Source organism: Micromonospora yangpuensis (assembly GCF_900091615.1).
GTDB lineage: Bacteria > Actinomycetota > Actinomycetes > Mycobacteriales > Micromonosporaceae > Micromonospora > Micromonospora yangpuensis.
In genome coordinates this window covers 509512-530877 of sequence record NZ_FMIA01000002.1, presented here as the reverse complement: position 1 = coordinate 530877, position 21366 = coordinate 509512, and the positions used below count along the sequence as shown (strand labels likewise).

Here is a 21366-nt window from a genome sequence, read left to right as displayed (position 1 = left end):
GCCCAACCGCCCGACGGTGCGCGCGACTCGGCAAACTCGCAGCTCCGTGGCACCATCGCGGCCATGGATTCCCTGAAAGGTCTTCTGATCCGGCTGGCGTCCACGGCGCTGGCGTTCTGGTTGGCGACCCTGCTGATCCCGGGCATCGAGCTGGAGTCGGCCTCGACCACCGAGACGGTCGTCACCGTACTGCTCGTTTCGGTCATCTTCGGTGTGGTCAACGCGGTGCTCCAACCGATCATCAAGGTGGTCGGCTGCGGGTTCTACCTGTTGACTCTCGGCCTGATCGCCATCGTGGTCAACGGCCTGCTCTTCCTGCTGACCGGCTGGCTCGCCGGCCAGGCCGGACTGCCCTTCGAGGTGGCGAACTTCTGGCCCGCGTCGGTACTGGGCGCGCTCTTCGTCGGCGTCGTGACCTGGATCCTGGGCGCGATCCTCGACCGCGACTGATCCCCCGCGCGATCCTCGATCGCGACTGATCCCCCGCGCGTCGACGGCGGCTGGTCCGCGGTCCTCGACCGCAGCCGGCCGGGAAATAACGCGACCGGTAAGGACTAGGTCGGTTAGCGTGCCTGGGTGATCGAGTCGAGTCGAGCCGACGGCTACCTGTTCAGCGCCGATCCGCAGCGCATCGATCTGGATCTGGTGCACCGGTGGCTCAGCACCGACGCGTACTGGGCCCTCGGGCGGGACCGGGACCTCGTCGAGCGGGCGTTCGCCGGCTCGCTGGGGTTCGGCGTGTACCGCCCGGGGGACCACCGCCAGGTCGCGGTGGCCCGGGTGGTCACCGACCACGCCACCTTCGCCTGGCTCTGCGACGTCTACGTGGACCGGGCCGAGCGGGGTCGCGGGCTGGGCAGCTGGCTGGCCGGCGCGGTTCGCGACCACCTGTCCGACCTCGGCGTACGCCGGATCGTGCTGGCCACCCTCGACGCCCACGGGGTGTACGCCAAGCTGGGCTTCGACCCGGTGAACCCCGCGCACTGGATGGAGTACGACCAGCGGGTGAAGCCGGTCACCGGAAAGGCGCAAAAGCCGGCCTGACCCCTTACGGTGACGAGGTGACCGAGCTCCGCCTGGGCTACCTGTACGGTGTCGCCGCGTACTTCTGCTGGGGTTTCTTCCCGCTCTACTGGCGACTACTGCGCCCGACCGGGCCGCTGGAGGTCCTCGCCCACCGGATCGTCTGGTCGACGCTCTTCGTCGCGCTCCTGCTGGCCGCCCTGCGCAACCTCGGCTTCCTCCGGTCGCTGCTGCACCGGCCGCGTACCCTGGCCGGGATCTTCCTGGCGGCGGTGCTGATCGCGGTCAACTGGGGCACCTACATCTACGGTGTCGACACCGAGCGGGTGGTGGAGACCGCCCTGGGGTACTTCATCACCCCGCTGGTGGCGGTGCTGCTCGGGGTCACCTCGCTCGGCGAGCGGCTGCGGCTCGCCCAGTGGGTGGCGCTCGGTCTCGGCACGCTGGCCGTGGTGGTGCTCACCGTCGACTACGGCCGGCTGCCCTACCTGGCACTGCTGCTGGCCGGCAGCTTCGCCGGGTACGGCCTGGTCAAGAAGCGGCTCGGCCTGCCGGCCGCAGAGGGGCTGCTTGTCGAGTCGGCGGCGCTGACCCTGCCCGCGCTGGCCTACCTGGGCTGGCTGGCCTGGGGCGGGCAGCTGACCCTGGGGCAGGTCTCCGTCGGGCACACCACGCTGCTGGTGCTGGCCGGCGTGATCACCGCCATCCCGCTGCTGCTCTTCGCCGGCGCGGCCAACCGGCTGCCGATGACCACCCTCGGCCTGCTGCAGTACCTCGCCCCGATCCTGCAGCTCGGCGTCGGGGTGCTGATCTTCCACGAGCCGATGCCACCGGCCCGGCTGGCCGGTTTCGTGCTGGTCTGGGTGGCGCTGATCGCCTTCACCGTGGACGCGGTACGGCACGCCCGACGTCGGCCCAGCGGGCCCGTCGCCGACCGGTCCACCGCCGGCGACCAGCCCGTGGTGACCGTCGACGGGCCGGTGGACGTCACCGTCGGGCAGCCTCAGCGGATGTCGTAGCCCAGCACCGGGGTCCCGTCGGCGCGGAGCAGCTCCAGTCGGACCAGCTCCGCCCCGGTGAACCGGGTGGCGCCGGTCAGCCGCAGGTCGTCGCCGGGAGCGGCGAGCCAGGAGCCGATCTGCTCCTTCGCGCCGTCCGGGCCGTACGCCACCAGCCGGAAGGTGAACGCCTTGCCGTGGCCGGCGTTCTGGTCGTACCCGCACCGCATGGCGACCTCGGTGCCCCAGCCCTTGGCGGTCAGCCCGACCTCGGCGGAGACCGGCACCGTGCCCGCCACCGGCTGCATCGCCACCATCCGGACCTCCGGCGGCCCGGCAGGCTCCGACAGCACGTTCGCCGCCCCGACGCCGACCACCAGGGCCAGGGCCGCGGCGGCCAGCCCGACGCCGGCGTACCGCCAGCGGTTGCGGCGGCGCTCGCCGCGCCGTCGCCGACTCGCGGTGTCCAGCAGCGAAGGCACCCGGGAGGGCTCCGTCGGCGGGGGCAGGAACTGGTCCAGGGCGTTCGGGTCGAGCCGGCTGAGCAGGCCCGGCAGGACGGCGATCTCGGCCACCGACTCCCGGCAGGCCGGGCAGGTCGACAGGTGCCGCTCGTAGGTCGCGCGTTCGCCCGGCGGCAGGGCACCCAGCACGTACGCGCCGTCGTCGAACGCGAACTCGCAACCGGTCATCCGGTCACCCCCATCTCGGCCAGGACCAACCGCAGTGAACGAAGCGCGTAGTGGGTGCGGGACTTCACCGTCCCCGGTGGCACCCCCAGCCGGGAGGCGGCCTCGGTCACCGACCGCCCCTGGTAGAAGCACTCGACCAGCACCTCACGGTGGGTCGGGCTGAGCCGGTTCAGCGCCTCGGCGACCGTCCAGGCCTCCACCGCACGCTCCGTCTCGTCGACCGCCGGTGGCGGTTCGGGCAGTTCGTCCGGGTAGACCTCGCCGACCCGGCTGGAGCGCCGCCGCCAGGCATCGATTGCCAGGTTCCGGGCGGTGGTGAACAGCCAGGCGCGCACCGATCCCCGCCTGGGGTCCAGTGACTCCGGATGCCGCCAGGCCCGGAGCAGGGTCTCCTGGACGAGGTCCTCGGCCCGCTGCCGGTCTCCGTTGACCAGTCGCAGCGAGTGCGCGAAGAGTGCCTCCGCGTGTTCGTCGTGCAGCGCGCGGAGCAGATGTGCTTCGTGGTCGCTGATGGCGGTCTCCTCGCTCCGGCGCGTCCGGCGGTGCGTTCTCCGGGAAGTACGTCCCGGCACCGCGATCGGTTCAGCCCAGCTCAGCCCGATGGCGTGACAAAGGTGTTCACATCTGATTCACGTCGAGGCCGACGGGCGCTCACCACCGGCTGGAAACGTCCCGCCGGTACGCGCCGGACGGTGCTCCGCCGCGCCTCTCCCCCCTGACCAGGAGGCTTCTCCCATGAGCGACCGCCCCCGGCTGCTCCCACTGTTGACCACCCACCGCCACGGCAGCCGGTCCCCGATGACCTGCCTGTACCGCTGCGGCAACGCCTGTGACCACCCGGTGCCCAACCGGTCCGACAACCCGTACTTCGGTGATCTGGTCGATGCCGAGGTCTCCCGGCGGGGCGTGGTCCGGGCCGGTGCGGTCGGCGCGCTGGTCCTCGGTTTCGGTGGTGCCGTCGCATCCGGCGCGGCCCCGGCCGCCGCCGCGCCGGATGCGGCCGGCCCGCCGACGGTGCCGGCCGTACCGGAGATCAGCGACTTCGCCGCCCCGCAGCGCGGCACCGGCAGCGGTGCGCTGACCTTCAAGGCGATCCCGCCGAACAAGCTGGACACCCTGGTCGTGCCGAACGGGTACGACCACTCGGTGGTGATCCGCTGGGGTGACCCGGTGGTCCCCGACGGCCCCGGGTTCGACCTGCACCGGCAGACCGCCGCCCGGCAGGCCAAGCAGTTCGGCTACAACAACGACTACGTCGGGGTGCTCCCGCTGGACCGGCAGGGCCGGCGGGCCCTGCTCGTGGTCAACCACGAGTACACCAACGAGGACCTGATGTTCCCCGGCTTCACCAGCCAGGACGCCCTCTCGGTGGAGCAGGTGCGGGTGGCGATGGCCGCGCACGGCATGTCCGTGGTGGAGATCGAGCGGGTCGACGGGACCGGGCAGTGGCAGGTGGTACGCACCGGCCGGCGGCCGTACAACCGGCGGGTCACCGCGCACGGCACCAGGTTCGACCTGACCGGACCGGCCGCCGGCTCCGCCTTCCTGAAGACCGCCGCCGACCCACGGGGCCGGGTGGTGATCGGCACCCTGAACAACTGCGCCGGGGGCGTCACCCCGTGGGGCACCGTGCTCTCCGGCGAGGAGAACTTCAACCAGTACTTCGTCGGCGGCGACGCGGTGGCCGACGAGGTGAAGCCCAAGCTGGCCCGGTACGGCATCTCCACCACCGCCCGGTACCCCAGCGGCAGCCGCCGGTGGGAACGGGCAGACGAGCGCTTCGACCTGGCCAAACACCCGAACGAGGCGAACCGGTTCGGCTGGATCGTCGAGATCGACCCGTTCGACCCGGAGCGCCGGCCGCGAAAGCACACCGCGCTGGGCCGGTTCAAGCACGAGGGCGCGAACGTGATCGTCGCCCGCGACGGGCACGTGGTGGCGTACCTGGGTGACGACGAGCGCTTCGACTACCTCTACAAGTTCGTCAGCGAGAAGAAGTACCGCACGGGCGACTCGTGGGCGGCCCGCCAGCACAACCTGTCGCTGCTGGAGTCCGGCACCCTCTACGTGGCCAAACTGGACCAGACCAGCGCCGCCGAGATCGACGGCTCCGGCAGGCTCCCCGCCGACGGGGCGTTCGACGGCCGGGGCAGCTGGATCAAGCTGGTAAGCGGCGACCGCTCGTACGTGCCCGGGATGACCGCCGCCGAGGTGCTCACCTTCACCCGGTTCGCCGGTGACCAGGTGGGTGCGACCAAGATGGACCGGCCGGAGGACGTCGAGCCGAGTCTGCGTACCGGCAAGGTGTACGTCGCACTTACCAACAACAGCGAGCGGGGCGCGGCGGGTAGGCCGGCGGCGGACGAGGCCAACCCGCGCAACGCCAACCGGCACGGCCAGATCCTGGAGCTGGTCGAGGACTCGGGTGACAACACCGCCGAGGCCTTCGCCTGGTCGCTGCCGATCGTCTGCGGCGACCCGGCCGACCCGTCGACCTACTTCGCCGGGTACGACAAGACCAAGGTGTCACCGGTCTCCTGCCCGGACAACGTCGCCTTCGACGCCGCCGGCAATCTCTGGATCTCCACCGACGGCAACGCGCTGGGCAGCAACGACGGCCTCTTCGCCACGCCGGTGGAGGGCCCGGAGCGGGGTCACCTCAAGCAGTTCCTGACCGTGCCGGTCGGCGCGGAGACCTGTGGCCCGTTCATCACCGCCGACAACCGCTCGGTCTTCGTCGCCGTCCAGCACCCGGGCGAGCTGACCGGCGCGTCGGTCGAGAACCCGGCGTCGAACTGGCCGGACGGCGACATCGCCAAGCCGGGCGTGGTGGTCGCCTGGCGGCTCGACGGCGCCCCGATCGGCACCTGAGGTGTAAGGAAGGGTCCCCTGTACAACAGAAAGCGATAACAGGGGGCCCTTCCTTACACCTAGGGTTCGAGGATCAGGCCGTCGGCGATGGTGCGGGCCACGGTCAGCAGCTTGGCCCGTACCACCCGGGCGGAGGTCATCATCTCGCTCGCCGGCAGCGCGCAGGCCAGCACCACCCGGCGTTCCATGTCCTTGTCCGGGGCGACCAGCACCGCGGCGCAGGCCACCCCCTGACGGAACTGTCCCAACTCCAGCTGCATGCCCCGCCGGTCACCGGCGGCCACGTCGGACTCGAACGCCTCCGGGCTGGTCAGGGTGGCGGTGGTGAACGGGCGCATGCCGTACTCCCGCAGGTAACGCTGGCGCTGCTCGGTGGTGAGGGTGGCCAGCAGCGCCTTGCCGAGCGCGGTGGCGTGCGCCCCCTCGTCGAACCCGGGGACCAGGTCCTCCAGGTACGGCGAGCGGTGTCCCTCGGCGACCGCGGTGATCGCCACCTGGCCGCCCACGAACCGTCCCAGGTAGTGGCTGTACCCGCTGTCCACGGCGGCGCGGCGCAGGCACTCGCCCACCGCCGGCGGGCCCCGGAACGCGGTCACCAGCTCGCGGTACCGGTCGGCGATCTCCAACCCGACGATGTACGTGCCGTCCTCGCGGCGGATCACGTACCCCTCGTAGGCGAGGGTGCGGACAAGGTGGTACGTGGTCGCCACGGTCAGCTCGCAGCGCCGGGCGATCTGCTTGACGGTCAACCCGCGCGGGGCACGGCCGACCGCTTCGAGCACTCGTAGCGCGCGGGACACACTCCGGATGAGGTCCGAAGGCTCCGCCAGGGGGTCGCGCACAACCACCTCCGTCGCCGGGGACTTACACCATATGAAAAACCGGCTCGCTGCGAAACGCCTGTACGGGTCGAGGATGCCAGATCATGCTCCACAGCGCGTACTCCGCCCACGACGATCCGTGTCGTGAGAGTCGTTCGCGTAGGTTGAGCGGATCATGTCCGACACCGCCCTCCGCCCCACGCCCACCCACCCGGTCCGGGCCAACGCCGTCGCCGTCTCCGTCACGATCGCCTGCGTACTCCCGGTCTTCCTGGTCGGTGGTCTCGCCGTGCAGATGGGCGACGAACTCGGCTTCTCCCCTGCCGGCCTGGGCCTGGCCGTGTCGGTGTACTTCGGCATCAGCGCGCTGGCCTCGGTACCGTCCGGCGCGCTGGTCGGACGGTACGGTCCGGCCGTGGTGGCCCGCTGCGGCATCCTGCTCTCCGCCGCCGCGCTGCTGGCCATCGCGCTGCTCGCCCGGTCGTACCCGGTGCTGGTCGCCCTGCTCGGGCTCAGCGCCGCCGCGAACGCCCTCGGCCAGATCGCCAGCAACGCCACCCTGGCCCGGCACGTGCCCGGCCACCGGCAGGGGCTCTCCTTCGGGGTGAAGCAGGCCGCCATTCCGCTCTCCACCCTGCTGGCCGGCGCGGCGGTGCCGACGATCGCGTTGACCGCCGGTTGGCGTTGGGCGTTCGTGGTCGCCGCCACCGCGGCGCTGACCGTGCTGCCCGCCGTCGGCGCGTCGGAGGGCGCACCGGACCGGCGCCCGGCCGCGAGTCGGGCCGGCCGGGCCACCGCCGGGCTGGTCGTCGTCGGGGTGGCCGCCACCCTGGCCGCCGGGGCGGCCAACTCGCTGGGCACCTTCGTCGTCGACGCCTCGGTGTCCCGGGGCCTCGCCCCGGGGCTGGCCGGGCTGACCCTGACGTTGGGCAGCGCGGTCTGCGTGGCCGCCCGGGTCGGGGCGGGCTGGCTCGCCGACCGGCGGGCCAACGGCCAGCTCGCGGTGATCGCCGGGATGTTGCTGGTCGGCGGGGTTGGGCTGGGCCTGCTCACGGTGGACGGCCCGGTGCCGCTGGTGGTGGGCGTGGTGCTCGGCTTCGGCCTGGGCTGGGCCTGGCCGGGGCTGATGAACTTCGCGGTGGTCCGGCTGCACCCGACGGCCCCGGCCGCCGCCACCTCGATAACCCAGACCGGCGTGTACGCGGGCGGCTGCCTCGGCCCGCTGGCGCTGGGCGCCCTGGCCAGCCGGATCGACTATCCGGCCATGTGGACCGGTGCCGCGTTGACCATGCTGCTGGCCGCCGCCCTCATGCTCGCCGCCCACCGCCTGCTACGCACCCCGGCCACGGGCCCTCCGCCAGCCCGCTGAACTGCCAGCCCGCTGAGCCGTGCCGGGCTCAGCTGGTGCGGTCGGCGACGAAGTCGCAGAGGGACTCCAGCGCGTGCCGGGCCGGCGACTGCGGCAACGGGGCCAACCGGGCCCGGGCGTCCTCGGCGTAGCTGCGGACCGTCTCCCGGGCCCGCTTCAACGCCGGGCTCTCCCGGAGCAGGCCGAGCGCCTCGGCGTGCAGGGCGTCGTCGCTCAGCGCACCGGTGGCCAGGATCTCCCGCAGCCGCACCGAGGCGGCGTCGGAGTCGTCGGCCGCCAGCGCGTAGAGCACCGGCAGCGTGGGGACCCCCTCGCGCAGGTCGGTGCCGGGGGTCTTGCCCGACTGGGTGGACTCGCTGGCGATGTCCAGCAGGTCGTCGGAGAGCTGGAAGGCCACCCCGACGGTCTCGCCGTACCCGGCCAGGGCCTCGACGTGCTCCTGGGCCGCGCCGCCGAACATGCCGCCGAAGCGCGCGGAGGTGGCGATCAGGGAACCCGTCTTGTCGGCGATGACCCGCAGGTAGTGCTCCACCGGGTCGTCACCGGCCCGGGGCCCCACGGTCTCGGCGATCTGACCCTGCACCAGCCGGGCGAAGGTGCGCGCCTGCAGGCGTACCGCCTCGGGGCCGAGGTCGGCGGCGATGTCGGCGGCCCGGGCGAAGAGGTAGTCACCGACGAGGATGGCCACCGAGTTGGTCCAGCGGGAGTTGGCGCTGGGCGCGCCCCGCCGCACGGCGGCCTCGTCCATCACGTCGTCGTGGTAGAGCGTGGCCAGGTGGGTGAGCTCCATCACCACGGCCGCCGGCACCACCTGGGGGCCCGCCGGGTCACCGAACTGCGCGCCCAGGGCCACCAGTAGCGGCCGGAACCGCTTGCCCCCGGCCTCCACCAGATGCCGGGCGGCCTCGGTGACGAACGGGTCGGCGCTGGCCACGCTGGAGCGCAGGTCGGCCTCGACGGAGTCGAGCAGCCCCAGCACGGAGCTCTCGACGCGGGGATCGGCGATGTGCAGGCCGAGCGTGCCGAACTGACTCGTGCTCGACCGGCTCCGACGACCGCCGGAGCCGGTGGCACCTGAACGCTCGCCAGCCGGATTCACCACGTGTCCAACCATGCCACACCCGGGCCACCTGCTCTGGTCGGGGGAGCCCCACCGTGGCCCGCGACGCAGCCCCGACGCAGCGGCGGGGCCGCCGCGACAGCCCGCGCACGCGCAGCGGCCCCGCCGCCGCGACAAGCCGCAACACAGCGGCGGGGCCGCCGCGCCGAAGCGCAGGCGACCCCGCCGTCGTGCGGTCGTCGGCTACCTGACGAACTCGGCCGCCCCGGTGGCCAGGTCGAGCAGCGGCCCGGGGGCCACCCCGAGGACCAGGGTGGCGACCACGCCGATCGCGAGCGCCGCCGAGGTCAGGCCGCCCGGCACGGTCACCGTGGGGGTGGACTCACCCGGCTCGGAGAGCCACATCATCACCACGACCCGCAGGTACGGGAAGGCCAGCACCATGCTGGTCAGCACACCGGCGATCACCAGCCAGGCCTGGTCGGCCTCCAGCGCCGGGCCGAAGACCGCGAACTTGCTGGTGAAGCCGCTGGTGAGCGGGATACCGGCGAAGGCCAGCAGGATGAAGGTGAAGATCGACGCGTAGAACGGCGAACGACGGCCCAACCCGGCCCAGCGGGACAGGTGGGTGGCCTCCCCGTCGGCGTCCCGGACCAGGGTCACCACGGCGAACGCGGCCAGCACCGAGAAGCCGTACGCGGCCAGGTAGAACATCGTGCCGGAGAGCCCCTCCCGGCTCGGGGCGAGCACCCCGACCAGCAGGTATCCGGCGTTGGCGATCGACGAGTACGCCAGCAGCCGCTTGATGTCGGTCTGGGTGACCGCCAGCACCGCGCCGACCAGCATGGTCAGCACCGCGATGGCCCCGATGACCGGGGTGAAGTCCCAGGCGGCGTCGGCGAAGGCCACGTGGAAGACCCGCAGCAGGGCCCCGAACGCGGCGACCTTGGTGCAGGCGGCCATGAAGCCGGTGACCGGCGTCGGCGCGCCCTGGTAGACGTCCGGCGTCCAGACGTGGAACGGGGCCGCCGCCGCCTTGAACAGCAGGCCGATCGAGACCAGCGCCATCCCGGCGAAGAGCAGCACGTCGCTGGCCGGCGACTCGCTGACCGCCGCGTTGATGGTGGCGAAGTCGACGCCGGCCGGCCGGCCGGGGATGCCGGCGGTGAAGCCGTACACCAGGGCGAGACCGAACAGGAAGAACGCCGAGGCGTACGCGCCGAGCAGGAAGTACTTCATCGCCGCTTCCTGGCTCAGCAGGCGCCGGCGACGGGCCAGCGCGCAGAGCAGGTAGAGCGGCAGCGAGAAGACCTCCAGCGCGATGAACATGGTCAGCAGGTCGTTCGCGGCCACGAAGATCATCATGCCGGCGATGGCGAACGTGGTCAGCGGGTACACCTCGGTGGCCCCGTTGCTGCGCTCCGCCTGCTGCCGGTCCTCGGGCGACTCGGCGGTGATGGCGGCCTGGGCGACGAAGGCACCGCCCCGCTCCACCGCGCGCTCGCCGATCAGCAGCAGCGCCATCGCCGCCAACACCAGGATGGTGCCCTGGAGGAAGAGGGTCGGCCCGTCCACGGCGATCACGCCGCCGATGGTGATGACCCGGTCGTCGGCGTTACCGATGATCCGCAGGTCGGCGTTGCGGACCACCATCACCAGCGCGGCCAGCACCGACAGCAGCGCCAGCACCAGCTGGGTGGTGTGCCGGGCCCGCCGGGGCACGAAGGCCTCGACCAGTACGCCGAGCACGGCAGCGCCCAGCAGGATCAGGATCGGAGCCAGCGCCGTGTAGTCGATCGACGGCAGCGTGAGCTCGTTCATCGGGCAGTCCTTTCATCCGCGACTGCGGAGCTCGCCAGCTCGGTCCGCACGCTCACCGGGAGGCCTCCTGGACGCCGCCGACCGTCGGTGCGGGGTCGGTCCTGCCGATGTCGTTCATGGTCGCCTGGACGGCGGGGTTGATCACGTCGGTCACCGGCTTCGGGTAGAACCCGAGCACGATGATCAGCGCGATCAGCGGGGCGACGACTACCTTCTCCCGCAGGTTGAGGTCCTTGCGCATCCCCTCGACCTCGGTCAGCGCCGGGTTGAGGGTGCCCTGCGTGGTGCGCTGCACCATCCAGAGCACGTACGCGGCGGCCAGGATGATGCCCAGCGTGGCGATCACCGCGACCGGCTTGTTCACCGTGAAGGTGCCGATCAGCACCAGGAACTCGGAGACGAACGGCGCGGTGCCGGGCAGCGCGAGCGAGGCCAGACCGGCGAAGAAGAGCACCCCGGCCAGCAGCGGCACCAGCTTGCCGGCCCCACCGAAGTCGGTGATCAGGGCCGAGCCGCGCCGGGTCACCAGCATCCCCACCACCAGGAAGAGCAGGCCGGTGGCGAGCCCGTGGTTGAGCATGTACAGCACCGCACCGGTGCCGGCCTGGGTGGTGAAGGCGAAGATGCCGACCCCGATGAACCCGAAGTGCGCGATCGAGGTGTACGCCACCAGCCGCTTGAGGTCGTTCTGTCCGATCGCCAGCAGCGCGGCGTAGATGATGCCGATCACGCCCAGCGCCAGCGCGTACGGGGCGAACCACTTGGCCGCGTCCGGGAAGAGCGGCAGGCAGTACCGCAGGATGCCGAAGGTGCCCACCTTGTCCAGGACCCCCACCAGCAGCGCGGCGGCCCCGGCCGGGGCGGCCCCACCGGCGTCGGGCAGCCAGGTGTGGAACGGGAAGAACGGTGCCTTGATCGCGAACGCGACGAAGAAGCCCAGGAAGAGCCAGCGCTCGGTGCCGGTGGAGATGTCCACCTGGCTCAGCGTTTGCCAGTCGAAGGTCTTGCCGCCGACCACCCAGAGGCCGATCACCGCGGCCAGCATGAAGAGGCCGCCGACCAGCGAGTAGAGGAAGAACTTCACCGCCGCGTACTGCCGCTGGTGGCCGCCGTAGCTGCCGATCAGGAAGTACATCGGCACCAGCATGACCTCGAAGAACACGTAGAACAGGAACACGTCGGCGGCGGCGAAGACGCCGATCATGGTGCTTTCCAGGACCAGCAGCAGGGCGAAGTAGACCGGGATCGAGCGCTTCGACGCCTCGGCGTCGTGCCAGGAGGCGAGGATCACCAGCGGCACCAGGATCGCGATCAGCATCAGCATCACCAGCGCGATGCCGTCGGCGGCGAAGGTGAAGCTGACCCCCCAGTTCGGGATCCACGGGTACGACTCGCGGAACTGGAACCGGTCGCCGTCGACCTGGAAGGTGACCCACATGACCACCGAGAGCACCAGCACCAGCAGCGACCAGCCCAGCGCCACCTGCTTGGCCAGGACCGGCCGGCTGCGCGGCAGCAGCGCCACGACCAGGGCACCCACCAGCGGCGCCACGGTCAGCACCGAGAGGAACGGGAAGTTGGACATTATGCGGCCTTACCTCCGTCGTGGATGCGTGGTCCGCCGGCGGGGCCGGTCGTGTTCAGGTCGATCACGCCAACCACCCCGCCTGCACGGCCAGGAACGCCGCCACCACCAGCAGCGCACCGGCGAGGATGGACGTCGCGTACGACCGGACGAAGCCGGTCTGCAGTCGCCGCAGTCGGGCCGAGGTGCCACCGACACCGGCCGCGAGCCCGTTGACCAGCCCGTCGATGCCCCGGTTGTCGAGGTAGACAAGCGCCCGGGTGAGGAAGATGCCCGGCTTCTCGAAGACCGCCTCGTTGACCGTGTCGGTGTAGAGGTTCCGCCGGGCGGCGGTGACCAGGACCCCGGCCGGCTGCGGCGTGGTGGCCGTGCCGGCGCGGAACAGGAACCAGGCCAGCCCGGCACCGAGCGCGGTGACCAGCAGCGAGATCACCGTGACCGCGGTGTGCGAGAGGACCGCGCTGTGCGCCTCCTCCTCGACGGCACCCAGTCCGGCGGTGGCGGTCAGCCAGTCCGGTACCGAGGTGGCGAGCAGGAAACCGGCGCCTACCGAGCCGACCGCCAGCAGGATCAGCGGGATGGTCATCAGCTTCGGCGACTCGTGCGGGTGCTCGATGTCCTCGGTCCACCGCTTGGGGCCGTGGAAGGTGAGCACGAAGAGCCGGGTCATGTAGAACGCCGTCAGCCCGGCACCGAGCACCGCCGCCCCGCCGAAGAGCCAGGCCGTCCAGCCCTCCCGCTCGAAGGCCGCCGCGATGATCGGCTCCTTGGAGAAGTAGCCGGAGAACGGGAACATGCCGATGATGGCCAGCCAGCCCATCATGAAGGTCAGCCAGGTGACCTTCATGTACTTCGACAGACCGCCGAAGCGGCGGATGTCGACCTGGTCGTTCATGCCGTGCATGACCGAGCCGGCACCGAGGAACATGTTGGCCTTGAAGAAGCCGTGCGCCAGCAGGTGCACGATGGCCAGCGCGTACGCCCCACCGCCGAGCCCGACGCCGAGGAACATGTAGCCGATCTGGCTGACCGTGGACCAGGCAAGCACCCGCTTGATGTCGTCCTTGGCCGCGCCGATCACACAGCCGATCAGCAGGGTCAGCGCGCCGACGCTCACCACCACGAGCTGCAGCGTCGAGTTGGCCGAGAAGACCGGGTTGGAGCGGGCGATCAGGTAGACGCCGGCGGTGACCATGGTGGCCGCGTGGATCAGGGCGGAGACCGGGGTCGGGCCCTCCATCGCGTCCGGCAGCCAGGCCTGCAGCGGGAACTGACCGGACTTGCCGGCCGCGCCGAGCAGCAGCAGCAGACCCATCACCAGCACGGTGGTGGCGGTCAGGCTGCCGACGCCGTTGAAGACCTCGTCGTACTGCGTGGTGCCGAGGGTGGCGAACATGATGAAGATGGCGATGGCCAGACCGGCGTCGCCCACCCGGTTCATCAGGAACGCCTTCTTGCCGGCCGTCGCGGCGGCGGGCCGCTCGGTCCAGAAGGAGATCAGCAGGTACGACGCCAGACCGACGCCCTCCCAGCCGAAGTAGAGCATCACGTAGTTGTTGCCGAGCACCAGCAGCAGCATGGCGGCGACGAACAGGTTGAAGTACGCGAAGAACCGTCGCCGGCCCTCGTCGTGCGCCATGTACTCCACCGCGTACAGGTGGATCAGGAAGCCGACGCCGGTGATCAGGAGGACGAAGACCGCGGCGAGCGGGTCGAAGAGCAGACCGAAGTCCACCCGGAACTCGCCGACCGCCAGGAACTCCCAGAGGCTCAGCTCGACCGACTTGTTCTCCAGGCCCCGCAGCTGGAGGAAGGCGGTGAGCCCGAGCACGAACGCGGCACCGATGGCCGCCACCCCGAGCCAGTGTCCCCAGCGATCGGCCCGCCGGCCGAGCAGCAGCAGGATCGCCGCGCTGACCAGCGGAATCGCCACCAGCAGCCAGACGCTGCCGAGCAGTCCGTCCGCCGGAGCGTAGGCGACGGTCCCGGCCGGCGCGGCCTGGGCGTACGTCAGAATTTGCTCCACCGCTGGCCCCTCTTAGTACTTGAGCAGGTTGGCATCGTCGACGCTGGCCGAGCGACGGGTCCGGAAGATCGCCATGATGATCGCGAGACCGATCACGACCTCGGCCGCCGCCACCACCATCACGAAGAACGCCATGATCTGGCCGTTCAGGTCACCGTTGATCCGGCTGAAGGTGACCAGTGCGAGGTTGGCGGCGTTCAGCATCAGTTCGACGCACATGAACAGCACGATCGCGTTGCGCCGGATGAGCACCCCGACCGCGCCGATGGTGAACAGCACCGCGGAGAGCACCAGGTAGTAGTTCGGCTCGACCGAAAAGAAGCCTTCCATTACCGGACAGCCCTTCCGTTGGCGAGTGCGGGGCGCACGCTCACTTCTCGGTCCCCTTCAGCGTGGTCTCCTCGGCGGTCAGTTCGCGCACCGGGAGGATGTCCGGGGTGCTCCGGTCGCTCAGCCGGCCGTCCGGCAGGCGGGCCGGGGTGGCCACCGAGGACGAGGTGGCGAAGACGCCCGGGCCGGGCTTCGGGCCGGGGTAGTTGCCCGGCGCGAAGCGGGACTTCATGGTGGCCACCTGGTCGCGCCGGTCCTCCTTGCGCCGTTCCAGGTGGGCCAGGAGCATCCCGCCGATGGTGGCGGTGATCAGCAGCGCGGCCGTCAGCTCGAAGGCGAAGACGTAGTCGGTGTAGAGCAGCCGGGCGATGGCCTGCACGTTGCCACCGGCGTTGGCCTCCTCCAGCCCGACCGGGGTGCCGCCCTCGGTGGCCCGGTACACCCCGCTGCCGAGCAGCAGCGCGAACCCGAGGCCCAGCCCGATCGCGGCGACCCGCTGGCCGCGCAGCACCTCGATCAGCGAGTCGGAGGACTCCCGACCGACAAGCATCAGCACGAAGAGGAAGAGCATCATGATCGCGCCGGTGTAGACGATGATCTGCGTCATCCCGATGAACGGGCCGGCCTGGAGCACGTAGAAGATGCCCAGGCAGAGCATGGTCAGCACCAGCCAGAGCGCGGAGTGCACCGCGTTGCGGGCGAGCACCATGCCGAACGCGCCGAGCAGCGCCAGCGGGGCGAGGATCCAGAAGGTCACCGCCTCGCCGCCGGAGACCGACGCGGCGAGCGCCGTCTGTGCGGTCATGCCTTCTCTCCCTTTGCCGCCTGGGCGCGGTCGGCGGCCTGCTCGGCACCGGGGAAGGTGACTCCCGGGTGCTCCTCGACCCGGTACCGTCCCGGGCCCATCGGCGAGGTCTCCGCGCCGGCCGAGGTGCCCGGGTTGGTGAGCGCGCCGACGTAGTAGTCCTTCTCGCTGTCACCGAGGCGCATCGGGTGCGGCGGCTGCTCCATCCCCTCCAGCAGGGGTGCGAGCAGCTGCTCCTTGGTGAAGATCAGATCCTGCCGGTTGTCCCGGGCCAGCTCGTACTCGTTGCTCATCGTCAGCGAACGGGTCGGGCAGGCCTCGATGCAGAGCCCGCAGAAGATGCACCGGGCGTAGTTGATCTGGTAGATGCTGGCGTACCGCTCACCGGGCGAGAAGCGCTGCTCGTCGGTGTTGTCGCCACCCTCGACGTAGATCGCGTCCGCCGGGCAGGCCCAGGCGCACAGCTCGCAGCCGATGCACTTTTCCAGGCCGTCCGGGTGCCGGTTCAGGATGTGCCGCCCGTGGTAGCGCGGCGCCGGGGTCGGCGGCTTGAAGGGGTAGTCGGTGGTGACGACCTTCCTGAACATGTGCGAGAAGGTGACCCCGAAGCCCTTGAACGTTCCGGTAATCGCGCCCACGTCACACCTCCTGAGAGTCCGGGCCGGCGGAGACGTTGGCCGGCTCCCGTTCGGCGACCACGCGCTTGGTGCGCGGGCTCGGTGGTACCTGCAGGTCCATCGGGGGCAGCGGGAAGCTGCCGTACGGCCGGTTGTCGACCTGCTCCTGCACGGTCGGCTTCGGCTCGGGCCGGCGGCTCGGCCAGAAGATGGCGGCGAGCATCAGCACCCCGGCGACCACGCCGTAGGCGACCAGCTTGTCGGTACGCTCCCAGCCCTGGGTCTTCAGGAAGGCGGCCAGGCCGACGATCCAGACCAGGCTGACCGGGATGAGCACCTTCCAGCCCAGCCGCATGAACTGGTCGTAGCGCATCCGGGGCAGGGTGCCCCGCAGCCAGACGAAGACGAAGACCAGCGCGACGACCTTGCCGAAGAACCACAGCATCGGCCACCAGCCGGAGTTGGCGCCGGACCAGATGGTGATCGGCCACGGGGCGTGCCAGCCGCCGAGGAAGAGCGTCACGGTGAACGCCGACATGGCCACCATCGCGACGTACTCGCTGAGCATGAAGAGCGCGAACTTCAGCGAGCTGTACTCGGTCTGGAAGCCCGCGACCAGCTCCGACTCCGCCTCGGGCAGGTCGAACGGGGCGCGGTTGGTCTCCCCGACGATGGAGATGAAGAAGACCACGAAGCTGGGGAAGAGCAGCAGCGCGTACCAGCCGGGCATCGGCACCGTCAGACCGAAGAACTCCACCTCCGGGCCACTGCCCTGGGCGGAGACGATCTCGCTGGTGGACATCGTGCCGGAGAGCATGAACACGGCCACGATGGACAGGCCCAGCGACACCTCGTACGAGATCAGCTGGGCGGTGGAGCGCAGGCCGCCCAGCACCGGGTAGGTCGAGCCGGAGGCCCAGCCGCCGAGCACGATGCCGTACACGGCAAGCGAGGAGAGCGCCAGCACCACCAGGACCGCCACCGGCACGTCGGTGACCTGCAACGGCGTCTGGTGGCCGAAGATGCTCACCATCGGGCCGAACGGCATCACCGACAGCGCGGTGACCGCACAGATCACCGAGATGACCGGGGCGAAGAAGTAGACGACCTTGTCCGCCGCCTTGGGGAGGATGTCCTCCTTGAAGGCCAGCTTCAGACCGTCGGCGAGGGTCTGCAGCAGACCGAACGGACCCACCTGGTTGGGGCCGGGCCGGACCTGCATGTAGCCGACCACGCGGCGCTCGAACCAGACCCCGAGCAGGGTGGCCAGCACCGCGAGGACGAAGGCAAAGAGGATCTTGATCAGGACCAGCCACCACGGGTCGTTGCCGAAGTCGGCAAGCGACGGGTCCTGCGCCAGGTAGAGCGCGTTCACTGGGAAACACCCCCGGTGTTGAGGAGCGGACCCGGGCGGTCGGTCAGGTCGGCGGCCACGGCCGGGACGGAGATCCGTACCACCGTGCCGGACGTCGCACCGAGGCTGCGCCGGACGGTCGAACCGGGTGAGTTGGTAGGCAGCCAGACCACCCCGTCGGGCATCTCGGTGATCGCCGCCGGCAGGGTCAGCGCCCCCCGGTCGGTACCCACCGTGACCGCGTCACCGTCGGCGACGCCGAGCGCCTCCGCGGTGCCCTTGCCCAGCCGGACCACCGGTGGTCGGGCGGTGCCACCGAGGTGCTCGTCGCCGTCGACCAGGCTGCCCAGGTCGAGCAGCTGGTGCCAGGTGGCCAGGACGGCCTCGCCGGCACCGGGCTGCGGCAGTCGACCGGGCTCCACCGCCGGCGGGCTCGGCCGTTCGGTCCGGGTGGCCGGCAGGCCGCCCAGTTCCCGGCGGACGCTGAGCACGTCGGCGGTGCCGAGCCGGACATCGAGCTGCGCGGCGAGCGCGTCCAGCACCCGGCCGTCGGTCATCGCGGTGGTCTGCAGCACCGCGTCGAAGGGCCGCAGCCGACCCTCCCAGTCCAGGAAGCTGCCGGCCTTCTCCACCACCGGGGCGACCGGGAAGACCACGTCCGCCCGGCGGGCCACGGCGGTGAGCCGCTGCTCCAGGCTGACCAGGAAGGGCACCGCGTCCAGGGCCTGCTCGGCCAGCCGCGGGTCGGCCAGGTCGGCCGGGTCGACCCCGGCCACCACCAGCGCGCCGACCCGCTCCGAGAGCACGGCGGACAGGATGCCGTCGGTGTCCCGGCCGGCCTGGCTGGGGATCACCCCGGCCGGGATGTCCCACGCCTCGCCCAGCTCGGCACGGGCCCCCGGCTCGGTGACCAGCCGGCCACCGGGGAGCAGGTTCGGCAGGCAGCCGGCGTCGACCGCGCCCCGGTCACCCGCGCGCCGCGGCACCCAGGCCAGCTTCGCCCCGGTGCGCCGGGCCACGTCCGCGGCGGCGGAGAGCCCACCGGGCACCCCGGCCAGCCGCTCGCCGACGATCAGGACCGCACCCGGGGTGCCCAGCGCCTCGGCGACCGTGGCGTGCTCGGCGAGCACGGTGGCCTCCTCGCCCGGCACCACCCGGGCCAGCTTGGCCCCGAGCTTCTCCAGGCCGCGGGTGGCGAACGGCGCGATCGCGTACACCTTGAGCTTCTTCTTCAGGTACGCCTTGCGCAGCCGCAGGAAGAGGATCGGGCACTCCTCCTCCGGCTCCAGGCCGACCAGCACCACCGCCGGGGCGTTCTCCACGTCGGCGTAGGTGACGTCGGTGACCCCGGCGACGCTGCTGGCCAGGAAGTCGGCCTCCTCGCGGGAGACCGGCCGGGCCCGGAAGTCGATGTCGTTGGTGTGCAGGGCCACCCGGGCGAACTTGGCGTACGCGTAGGCGTCCTCGACGGTGAGCCGGCCACCGGTCAGCACCGCCGTGCCCCGGGCGGAGTCCCGGGCCTCGCGCAGCCCCTCGGCGGCGACCGCGAAGGCCTCGCTCCAGGACGCCTCGCGCAGCTCACCGGTCTCCCGGTCGCGCACCAGCGGGGTGGTCAGCCGGTCGGCGGCGCGGGTGTACTGGAAGCCCCAGCGCCCCTTGTCGCAGTTCCACTCCTCGTTCACCTGCGCGTCGTCGCCGGCCAGCCGGCGCAGCACCTTGCCCCGCCGCCAGTCGGTGCGCTGCGCGCAGCCGGCCGAGCAGTGCTCGCACACGCTCGGGCTGGAGACCAGGTCGAACGGGCGGGCCCGGAAGCGGTACTGGGCGCCGGTCAGCGCACCCACCGGGCAGATCTGCACGGTGTTGCCGGAGAAGTAGGAGTTGAACGGGACATCACCGGCGCCAGCCGGAGCGCCAGCGGAGGCCAAGCCGGTGCGGTCGGCACTGCCCTCGGATTCGTCCGGGTCGACCCCGTACTCCTCGTCGCGGTAGATGTTGATCTCCTCGGCGGACGACCGGCCCATCAGGTCGATGAACTTGTCGCCGGCGATCTCCTCGGAGAACCGGGTGCAGCGCTGGCAGAGCACGCACCGCTCCCGGTCGAGCAGCACCTGGGTGCTGATCGGCAGCGGCTTCGGGTACTCCCGCTTGTGCTCGTGGAAGCGGGAGTCGGTGCGGCCGGTGGACATCGCCTGGTTCTGCAGGGGGCACTCGCCACCCTTGTCGCACATCGGGCAGTCCAGCGGGTGGTTCATCAGCAGCAGCTCCATCACCCCCTCCTGCGCCTTCTTGGCCACCGGGGAGGTGAGCTGGGTCTTGACCACCATGCCCTCGGCCACCGTCTGGGTGCAGGAGGCCACCGGCTTGCGCTGACCCTCCACGTCGACCAGGCACTGCCGGCACGCGCCGGCCGGGGCCAGCAGCGGGTGGTCGCAGAACCGGGGGATCGCGATGCCCATCTGCTCGGCGACCCGGATCAGCAGCGCGCCCTTGGGCGCGGTGACCTCGACCCCGTCGATGGTGAGCGTGACGGTCTCGACCTGCTTCGCTACGTCGGTCATCGGGCTGGCCTCCCACTCGCAAGCTCGTTCCGCGCGCTCATCAGTGGGCCCCCACAAGCGCCTTGTCGGACAGCCTCGGTGCGGTCCGGCCCTCGATGTAGTCGAGGTAGTCCTGCTTGAAGTGCTTCAACGAGGAGGTCACCGGGCTGGTCGCGCCGTCGCCCAGGCCGCAGAACGAGCGGCCGAGGACGTTGTCGCAGGTGTCCAGCAGGGTGTCCAGGTCCTCGGGGGTGCCCTGGCCGGCGAGGATCCGCCGGTACACCCGGACCATCCAGTAGTTGCCCTCCCGGCACGGGGTGCACTTGCCGCACGACTCGTGGTGGTAGAACTCCAGCCACCGGTACGTCGCGTAGACCGGGCAGTCCTGGTCGGAGAAGATCTGGGTGGCCGTGGTGCCCAGGATCGAGCCGGCCGCCGAGACCCCCTCGAAGTCCAGCGGCACGTCCAGGTGCTCGGCGGTGAGCAGCGGGGTCGACGAGCCACCCGGGGTCCAGAACCTCAGGTTGTGGCCGGGCTGCATCCCGCCGGCCAGCTCGATCAGCTCGCGCAACGTGATGCCGAGCCCGCACTCGTACTGGCCGGGGTTGACGATCCGGCCGGAGAGCGAGTAGATCATCGGGCCGGCGGACTTCTCCGTGCCCATCGACTTCCACCAGGCCGGGCCGCCGAGCACGATCGGCGGGACGCTGGCGATGGTGCCCACGTTGTTGACCACGGTCGGGCTGGCGTACAGGCCGTGGGTCGCCGGGAACGGCGGGCGCAGCCGGGGCTGACCCCGGAAACCCTCCAGCGAGTCCAGCAGCGCGGTCTCCTCACCGCAGATGTACGCCCCGGCCCCGGAGTGCACCACCAGGTCCAGGTCGAACCCGGAGCGCAGGATGTCGCGGCCCAGGTAACCCTTGGCGTACGCCTCCTGCACGGCGTTGCGCAGCCGCCGGGCGGCGTGCACCGCCTCGCCCCGGATGTAGATGTAGGCGCGGCTGGCCCGGATCGCGTACGAGGCGATGATGACCCCCTCGACCAGCGCGTGCGGGTCGTGGGTCATCAGCGGCAGGTCCTTGCAGGTGCCCGGCTCGCCCTCGTCGGCGTTGACCACCAGGTAGTGCGGCTTGCCGTCGCCCTGCGGGATGAAGCCCCACTTCAGGCCGGTCGGGAAGCCCGCGCCGCCCCGGCCGCGCAGGCCGGAGTCCTTGATCAGCTGGATCAGGTCGTCCGGGTGGGCCTTGAGCGCCTTGCGCAGCGCGGCGTAGCCGTCCAACTGCTCGTAGGTGCCGATCCGCCAGGCGTCCGGCGAGAGCCAGCGCTTGGTGAGCACCGGGGTCAGCTTGGCCAGTGTCTCCGGTCGAGGAGAAGTCATTTCTGGGCCCCCCTGTCGCTGGTGGCGGCGGAGCCCTCGGCCGCCTCCGCCTCCCTGAGGTTGCGGTCCTGCGCCTCGG

18 protein-coding genes are annotated in these 21366 nt (G+C 71.2%); 5 read left to right on the top strand and 13 right to left on the bottom strand.

The window, feature by feature from the left end:
• The first annotated feature begins 63 nt into the window (after positions 1-63).
• The 3 genes from GA0070617_RS02620 to rarD all read left to right on the top strand — a co-directional run bounded on the left by GA0070617_RS02620 (position 64) and on the right by rarD (position 2042).
• Complete coding sequence (locus tag GA0070617_RS02620; RefSeq protein WP_091445782.1) at positions 64-450, top strand: phage holin family protein; 387 nt, start codon at positions 64-66, stop codon at positions 448-450.
• A 126-nt stretch (positions 451-576) separates the two neighbouring features.
• Positions 577-1044 carry a GNAT family N-acetyltransferase gene (locus tag GA0070617_RS02615; protein ID WP_091433483.1) on the top strand — a complete coding sequence of 156 codons (468 nt, stop codon included), beginning with the start codon at positions 577-579 and terminating at the stop codon, positions 1042-1044.
• Positions 1045-1061: 17 nt separating this feature from the next.
• On the top strand, positions 1062-2042 hold the full coding sequence (rarD, locus tag GA0070617_RS02610) for an EamA family transporter RarD (protein WP_091433480.1): 981 nt from the start codon (positions 1062-1064) through the stop codon (positions 2040-2042).
• On the opposite strand, the gene GA0070617_RS02605 is transcribed toward rarD, so the two are convergent.
• Positions 2027-2713 carry an anti-sigma factor family protein gene (locus tag GA0070617_RS02605; protein ID WP_091433478.1) on the bottom strand — a complete coding sequence of 229 codons (687 nt, stop codon included), beginning with the start codon at positions 2711-2713 and terminating at the stop codon, positions 2027-2029. The genes rarD and GA0070617_RS02605 overlap by 16 nt on opposite strands.
• The gene (locus GA0070617_RS02600) at positions 2710-3225 is read right to left on the bottom strand and encodes a sigma-70 family RNA polymerase sigma factor (protein ID WP_175440720.1); all 516 of its coding nucleotides are present in this window, start codon (positions 3223-3225) and stop codon (positions 2710-2712) included. Before GA0070617_RS02600 ends, GA0070617_RS02605 begins: the two co-directional genes overlap by 4 nt.
• Positions 3226-3448: 223 nt before the next feature.
• Between GA0070617_RS02600 and GA0070617_RS02595 the strand changes: the two genes are divergently transcribed.
• The gene (locus GA0070617_RS02595; RefSeq protein ID WP_091433473.1) at positions 3449-5584 is read left to right on the top strand and encodes a PhoX family protein; all 2136 of its coding nucleotides are present in this window, start codon (positions 3449-3451) and stop codon (positions 5582-5584) included.
• A gap of 59 nt (positions 5585-5643) precedes the next feature.
• On the opposite strand, the gene GA0070617_RS02590 is transcribed toward GA0070617_RS02595, so the two are convergent.
• Positions 5644-6426 carry an IclR family transcriptional regulator gene (locus tag GA0070617_RS02590; RefSeq protein ID WP_091433471.1) on the bottom strand — a complete coding sequence of 261 codons (783 nt, stop codon included), beginning with the start codon at positions 6424-6426 and terminating at the stop codon, positions 5644-5646.
• Positions 6427-6580: 154 nt separating this feature from the next.
• Between GA0070617_RS02590 and GA0070617_RS02585 the strand changes: the two genes are divergently transcribed.
• Positions 6581-7774, top strand: coding sequence for an MFS transporter (locus tag GA0070617_RS02585; RefSeq protein WP_091433469.1), 1194 nt, complete (start codon positions 6581-6583; stop codon positions 7772-7774).
• Between the two features lie 28 nt (positions 7775-7802).
• Here GA0070617_RS02585 and GA0070617_RS02580 read toward each other — a convergent pair whose 3' ends face one another.
• From GA0070617_RS02580 to nuoF, 10 genes are all read right to left on the bottom strand, one after another.
• Positions 7803-8888 (bottom strand): polyprenyl synthetase family protein, encoded by a 1086-nt coding sequence (locus GA0070617_RS02580; protein ID WP_091433467.1) that lies wholly within the window; start codon positions 8886-8888, stop codon positions 7803-7805.
• A 189-nt stretch (positions 8889-9077) separates the two neighbouring features.
• The gene (nuoN, locus tag GA0070617_RS02575; RefSeq protein ID WP_091433465.1) at positions 9078-10655 is read right to left on the bottom strand and encodes an NADH-quinone oxidoreductase subunit NuoN; all 1578 of its coding nucleotides are present in this window, start codon (positions 10653-10655) and stop codon (positions 9078-9080) included.
• A 52-nt stretch (positions 10656-10707) separates the two neighbouring features.
• Entirely contained in the window at positions 10708-12240 is a 1533-nt protein-coding gene (locus GA0070617_RS02570) for an NADH-quinone oxidoreductase subunit M (RefSeq protein ID WP_091433463.1), read from the bottom strand.
• A gap of 64 nt (positions 12241-12304) precedes the next feature.
• Positions 12305-14266 carry an NADH-quinone oxidoreductase subunit L gene (gene nuoL / locus GA0070617_RS02565; protein ID WP_091433461.1) on the bottom strand — a complete coding sequence of 654 codons (1962 nt, stop codon included), beginning with the start codon at positions 14264-14266 and terminating at the stop codon, positions 12305-12307.
• A 12-nt stretch (positions 14267-14278) separates the two neighbouring features.
• Positions 14279-14596, bottom strand: a complete 318-nt coding sequence (nuoK, locus tag GA0070617_RS02560; protein WP_091433459.1) for an NADH-quinone oxidoreductase subunit NuoK — start codon at positions 14594-14596, stop codon at positions 14279-14281.
• A 40-nt stretch (positions 14597-14636) separates the two neighbouring features.
• A complete protein-coding gene (locus GA0070617_RS02555) occupies positions 14637-15401 on the bottom strand; it encodes an NADH-quinone oxidoreductase subunit J (protein WP_091433457.1) in 765 nt (254 codons plus the stop codon).
• Complete coding sequence (gene nuoI, locus GA0070617_RS02550; RefSeq protein WP_091433455.1) at positions 15398-16039, bottom strand: NADH-quinone oxidoreductase subunit NuoI; 642 nt, start codon at positions 16037-16039, stop codon at positions 15398-15400. Before nuoI ends, GA0070617_RS02555 begins: the two co-directional genes overlap by 4 nt.
• Before the next feature lies 1 nt (position 16040).
• A complete protein-coding gene (gene nuoH, locus GA0070617_RS02545) occupies positions 16041-17393 on the bottom strand; it encodes an NADH-quinone oxidoreductase subunit NuoH (protein WP_091433453.1) in 1353 nt (450 codons plus the stop codon).
• Complete coding sequence (locus GA0070617_RS02540) at positions 17390-19930, bottom strand: NADH-quinone oxidoreductase subunit G (RefSeq protein ID WP_091433451.1); 2541 nt, start codon at positions 19928-19930, stop codon at positions 17390-17392. The genes nuoH and GA0070617_RS02540 overlap by 4 nt, the downstream gene beginning before the upstream one ends.
• A gap of 40 nt (positions 19931-19970) precedes the next feature.
• Positions 19971-21287, bottom strand: coding sequence for an NADH-quinone oxidoreductase subunit NuoF (nuoF, locus tag GA0070617_RS02535; protein WP_091433449.1), 1317 nt, complete (start codon positions 21285-21287; stop codon positions 19971-19973).
• Positions 21288-21366 lie beyond the last annotated feature (79 nt).

Coding starts and splice junctions, on each gene's coding strand:
- GA0070617_RS02620 (WP_091445782.1), top strand. CDS start 64: ATGGATTCCCTGAAAGGTCTTCTGATCCGGCTGGCGTCCACGGCGCTG.
- GA0070617_RS02605 (WP_091433478.1), bottom strand. CDS start 2,713: ATGACCGGTTGCGAGTTCGCGTTCGACGACGGCGCGTACGTGCTGGGT.
- GA0070617_RS02595 (WP_091433473.1), top strand. CDS start 3,449: ATGAGCGACCGCCCCCGGCTGCTCCCACTGTTGACCACCCACCGCCAC.
- GA0070617_RS02585 (WP_091433469.1), top strand. CDS start 6,581: ATGTCCGACACCGCCCTCCGCCCCACGCCCACCCACCCGGTCCGGGCC.
- GA0070617_RS02580 (WP_091433467.1), bottom strand. CDS start 8,888: ATGGTTGGACACGTGGTGAATCCGGCTGGCGAGCGTTCAGGTGCCACC.
- nuoN (WP_091433465.1), bottom strand. CDS start 10,655: ATGAACGAGCTCACGCTGCCGTCGATCGACTACACGGCGCTGGCTCCG.
- GA0070617_RS02570 (WP_091433463.1), bottom strand. CDS start 12,240: ATGTCCAACTTCCCGTTCCTCTCGGTGCTGACCGTGGCGCCGCTGGTG.
- nuoK (WP_091433459.1), bottom strand. CDS start 14,596: ATGGAAGGCTTCTTTTCGGTCGAGCCGAACTACTACCTGGTGCTCTCC.
- GA0070617_RS02555 (WP_091433457.1), bottom strand. CDS start 15,401: ATGACCGCACAGACGGCGCTCGCCGCGTCGGTCTCCGGCGGCGAGGCG.
- GA0070617_RS02540 (WP_091433451.1), bottom strand. CDS start 19,930: ATGACCGACGTAGCGAAGCAGGTCGAGACCGTCACGCTCACCATCGAC.
- nuoF (WP_091433449.1), bottom strand. CDS start 21,287: ATGACTTCTCCTCGACCGGAGACACTGGCCAAGCTGACCCCGGTGCTC.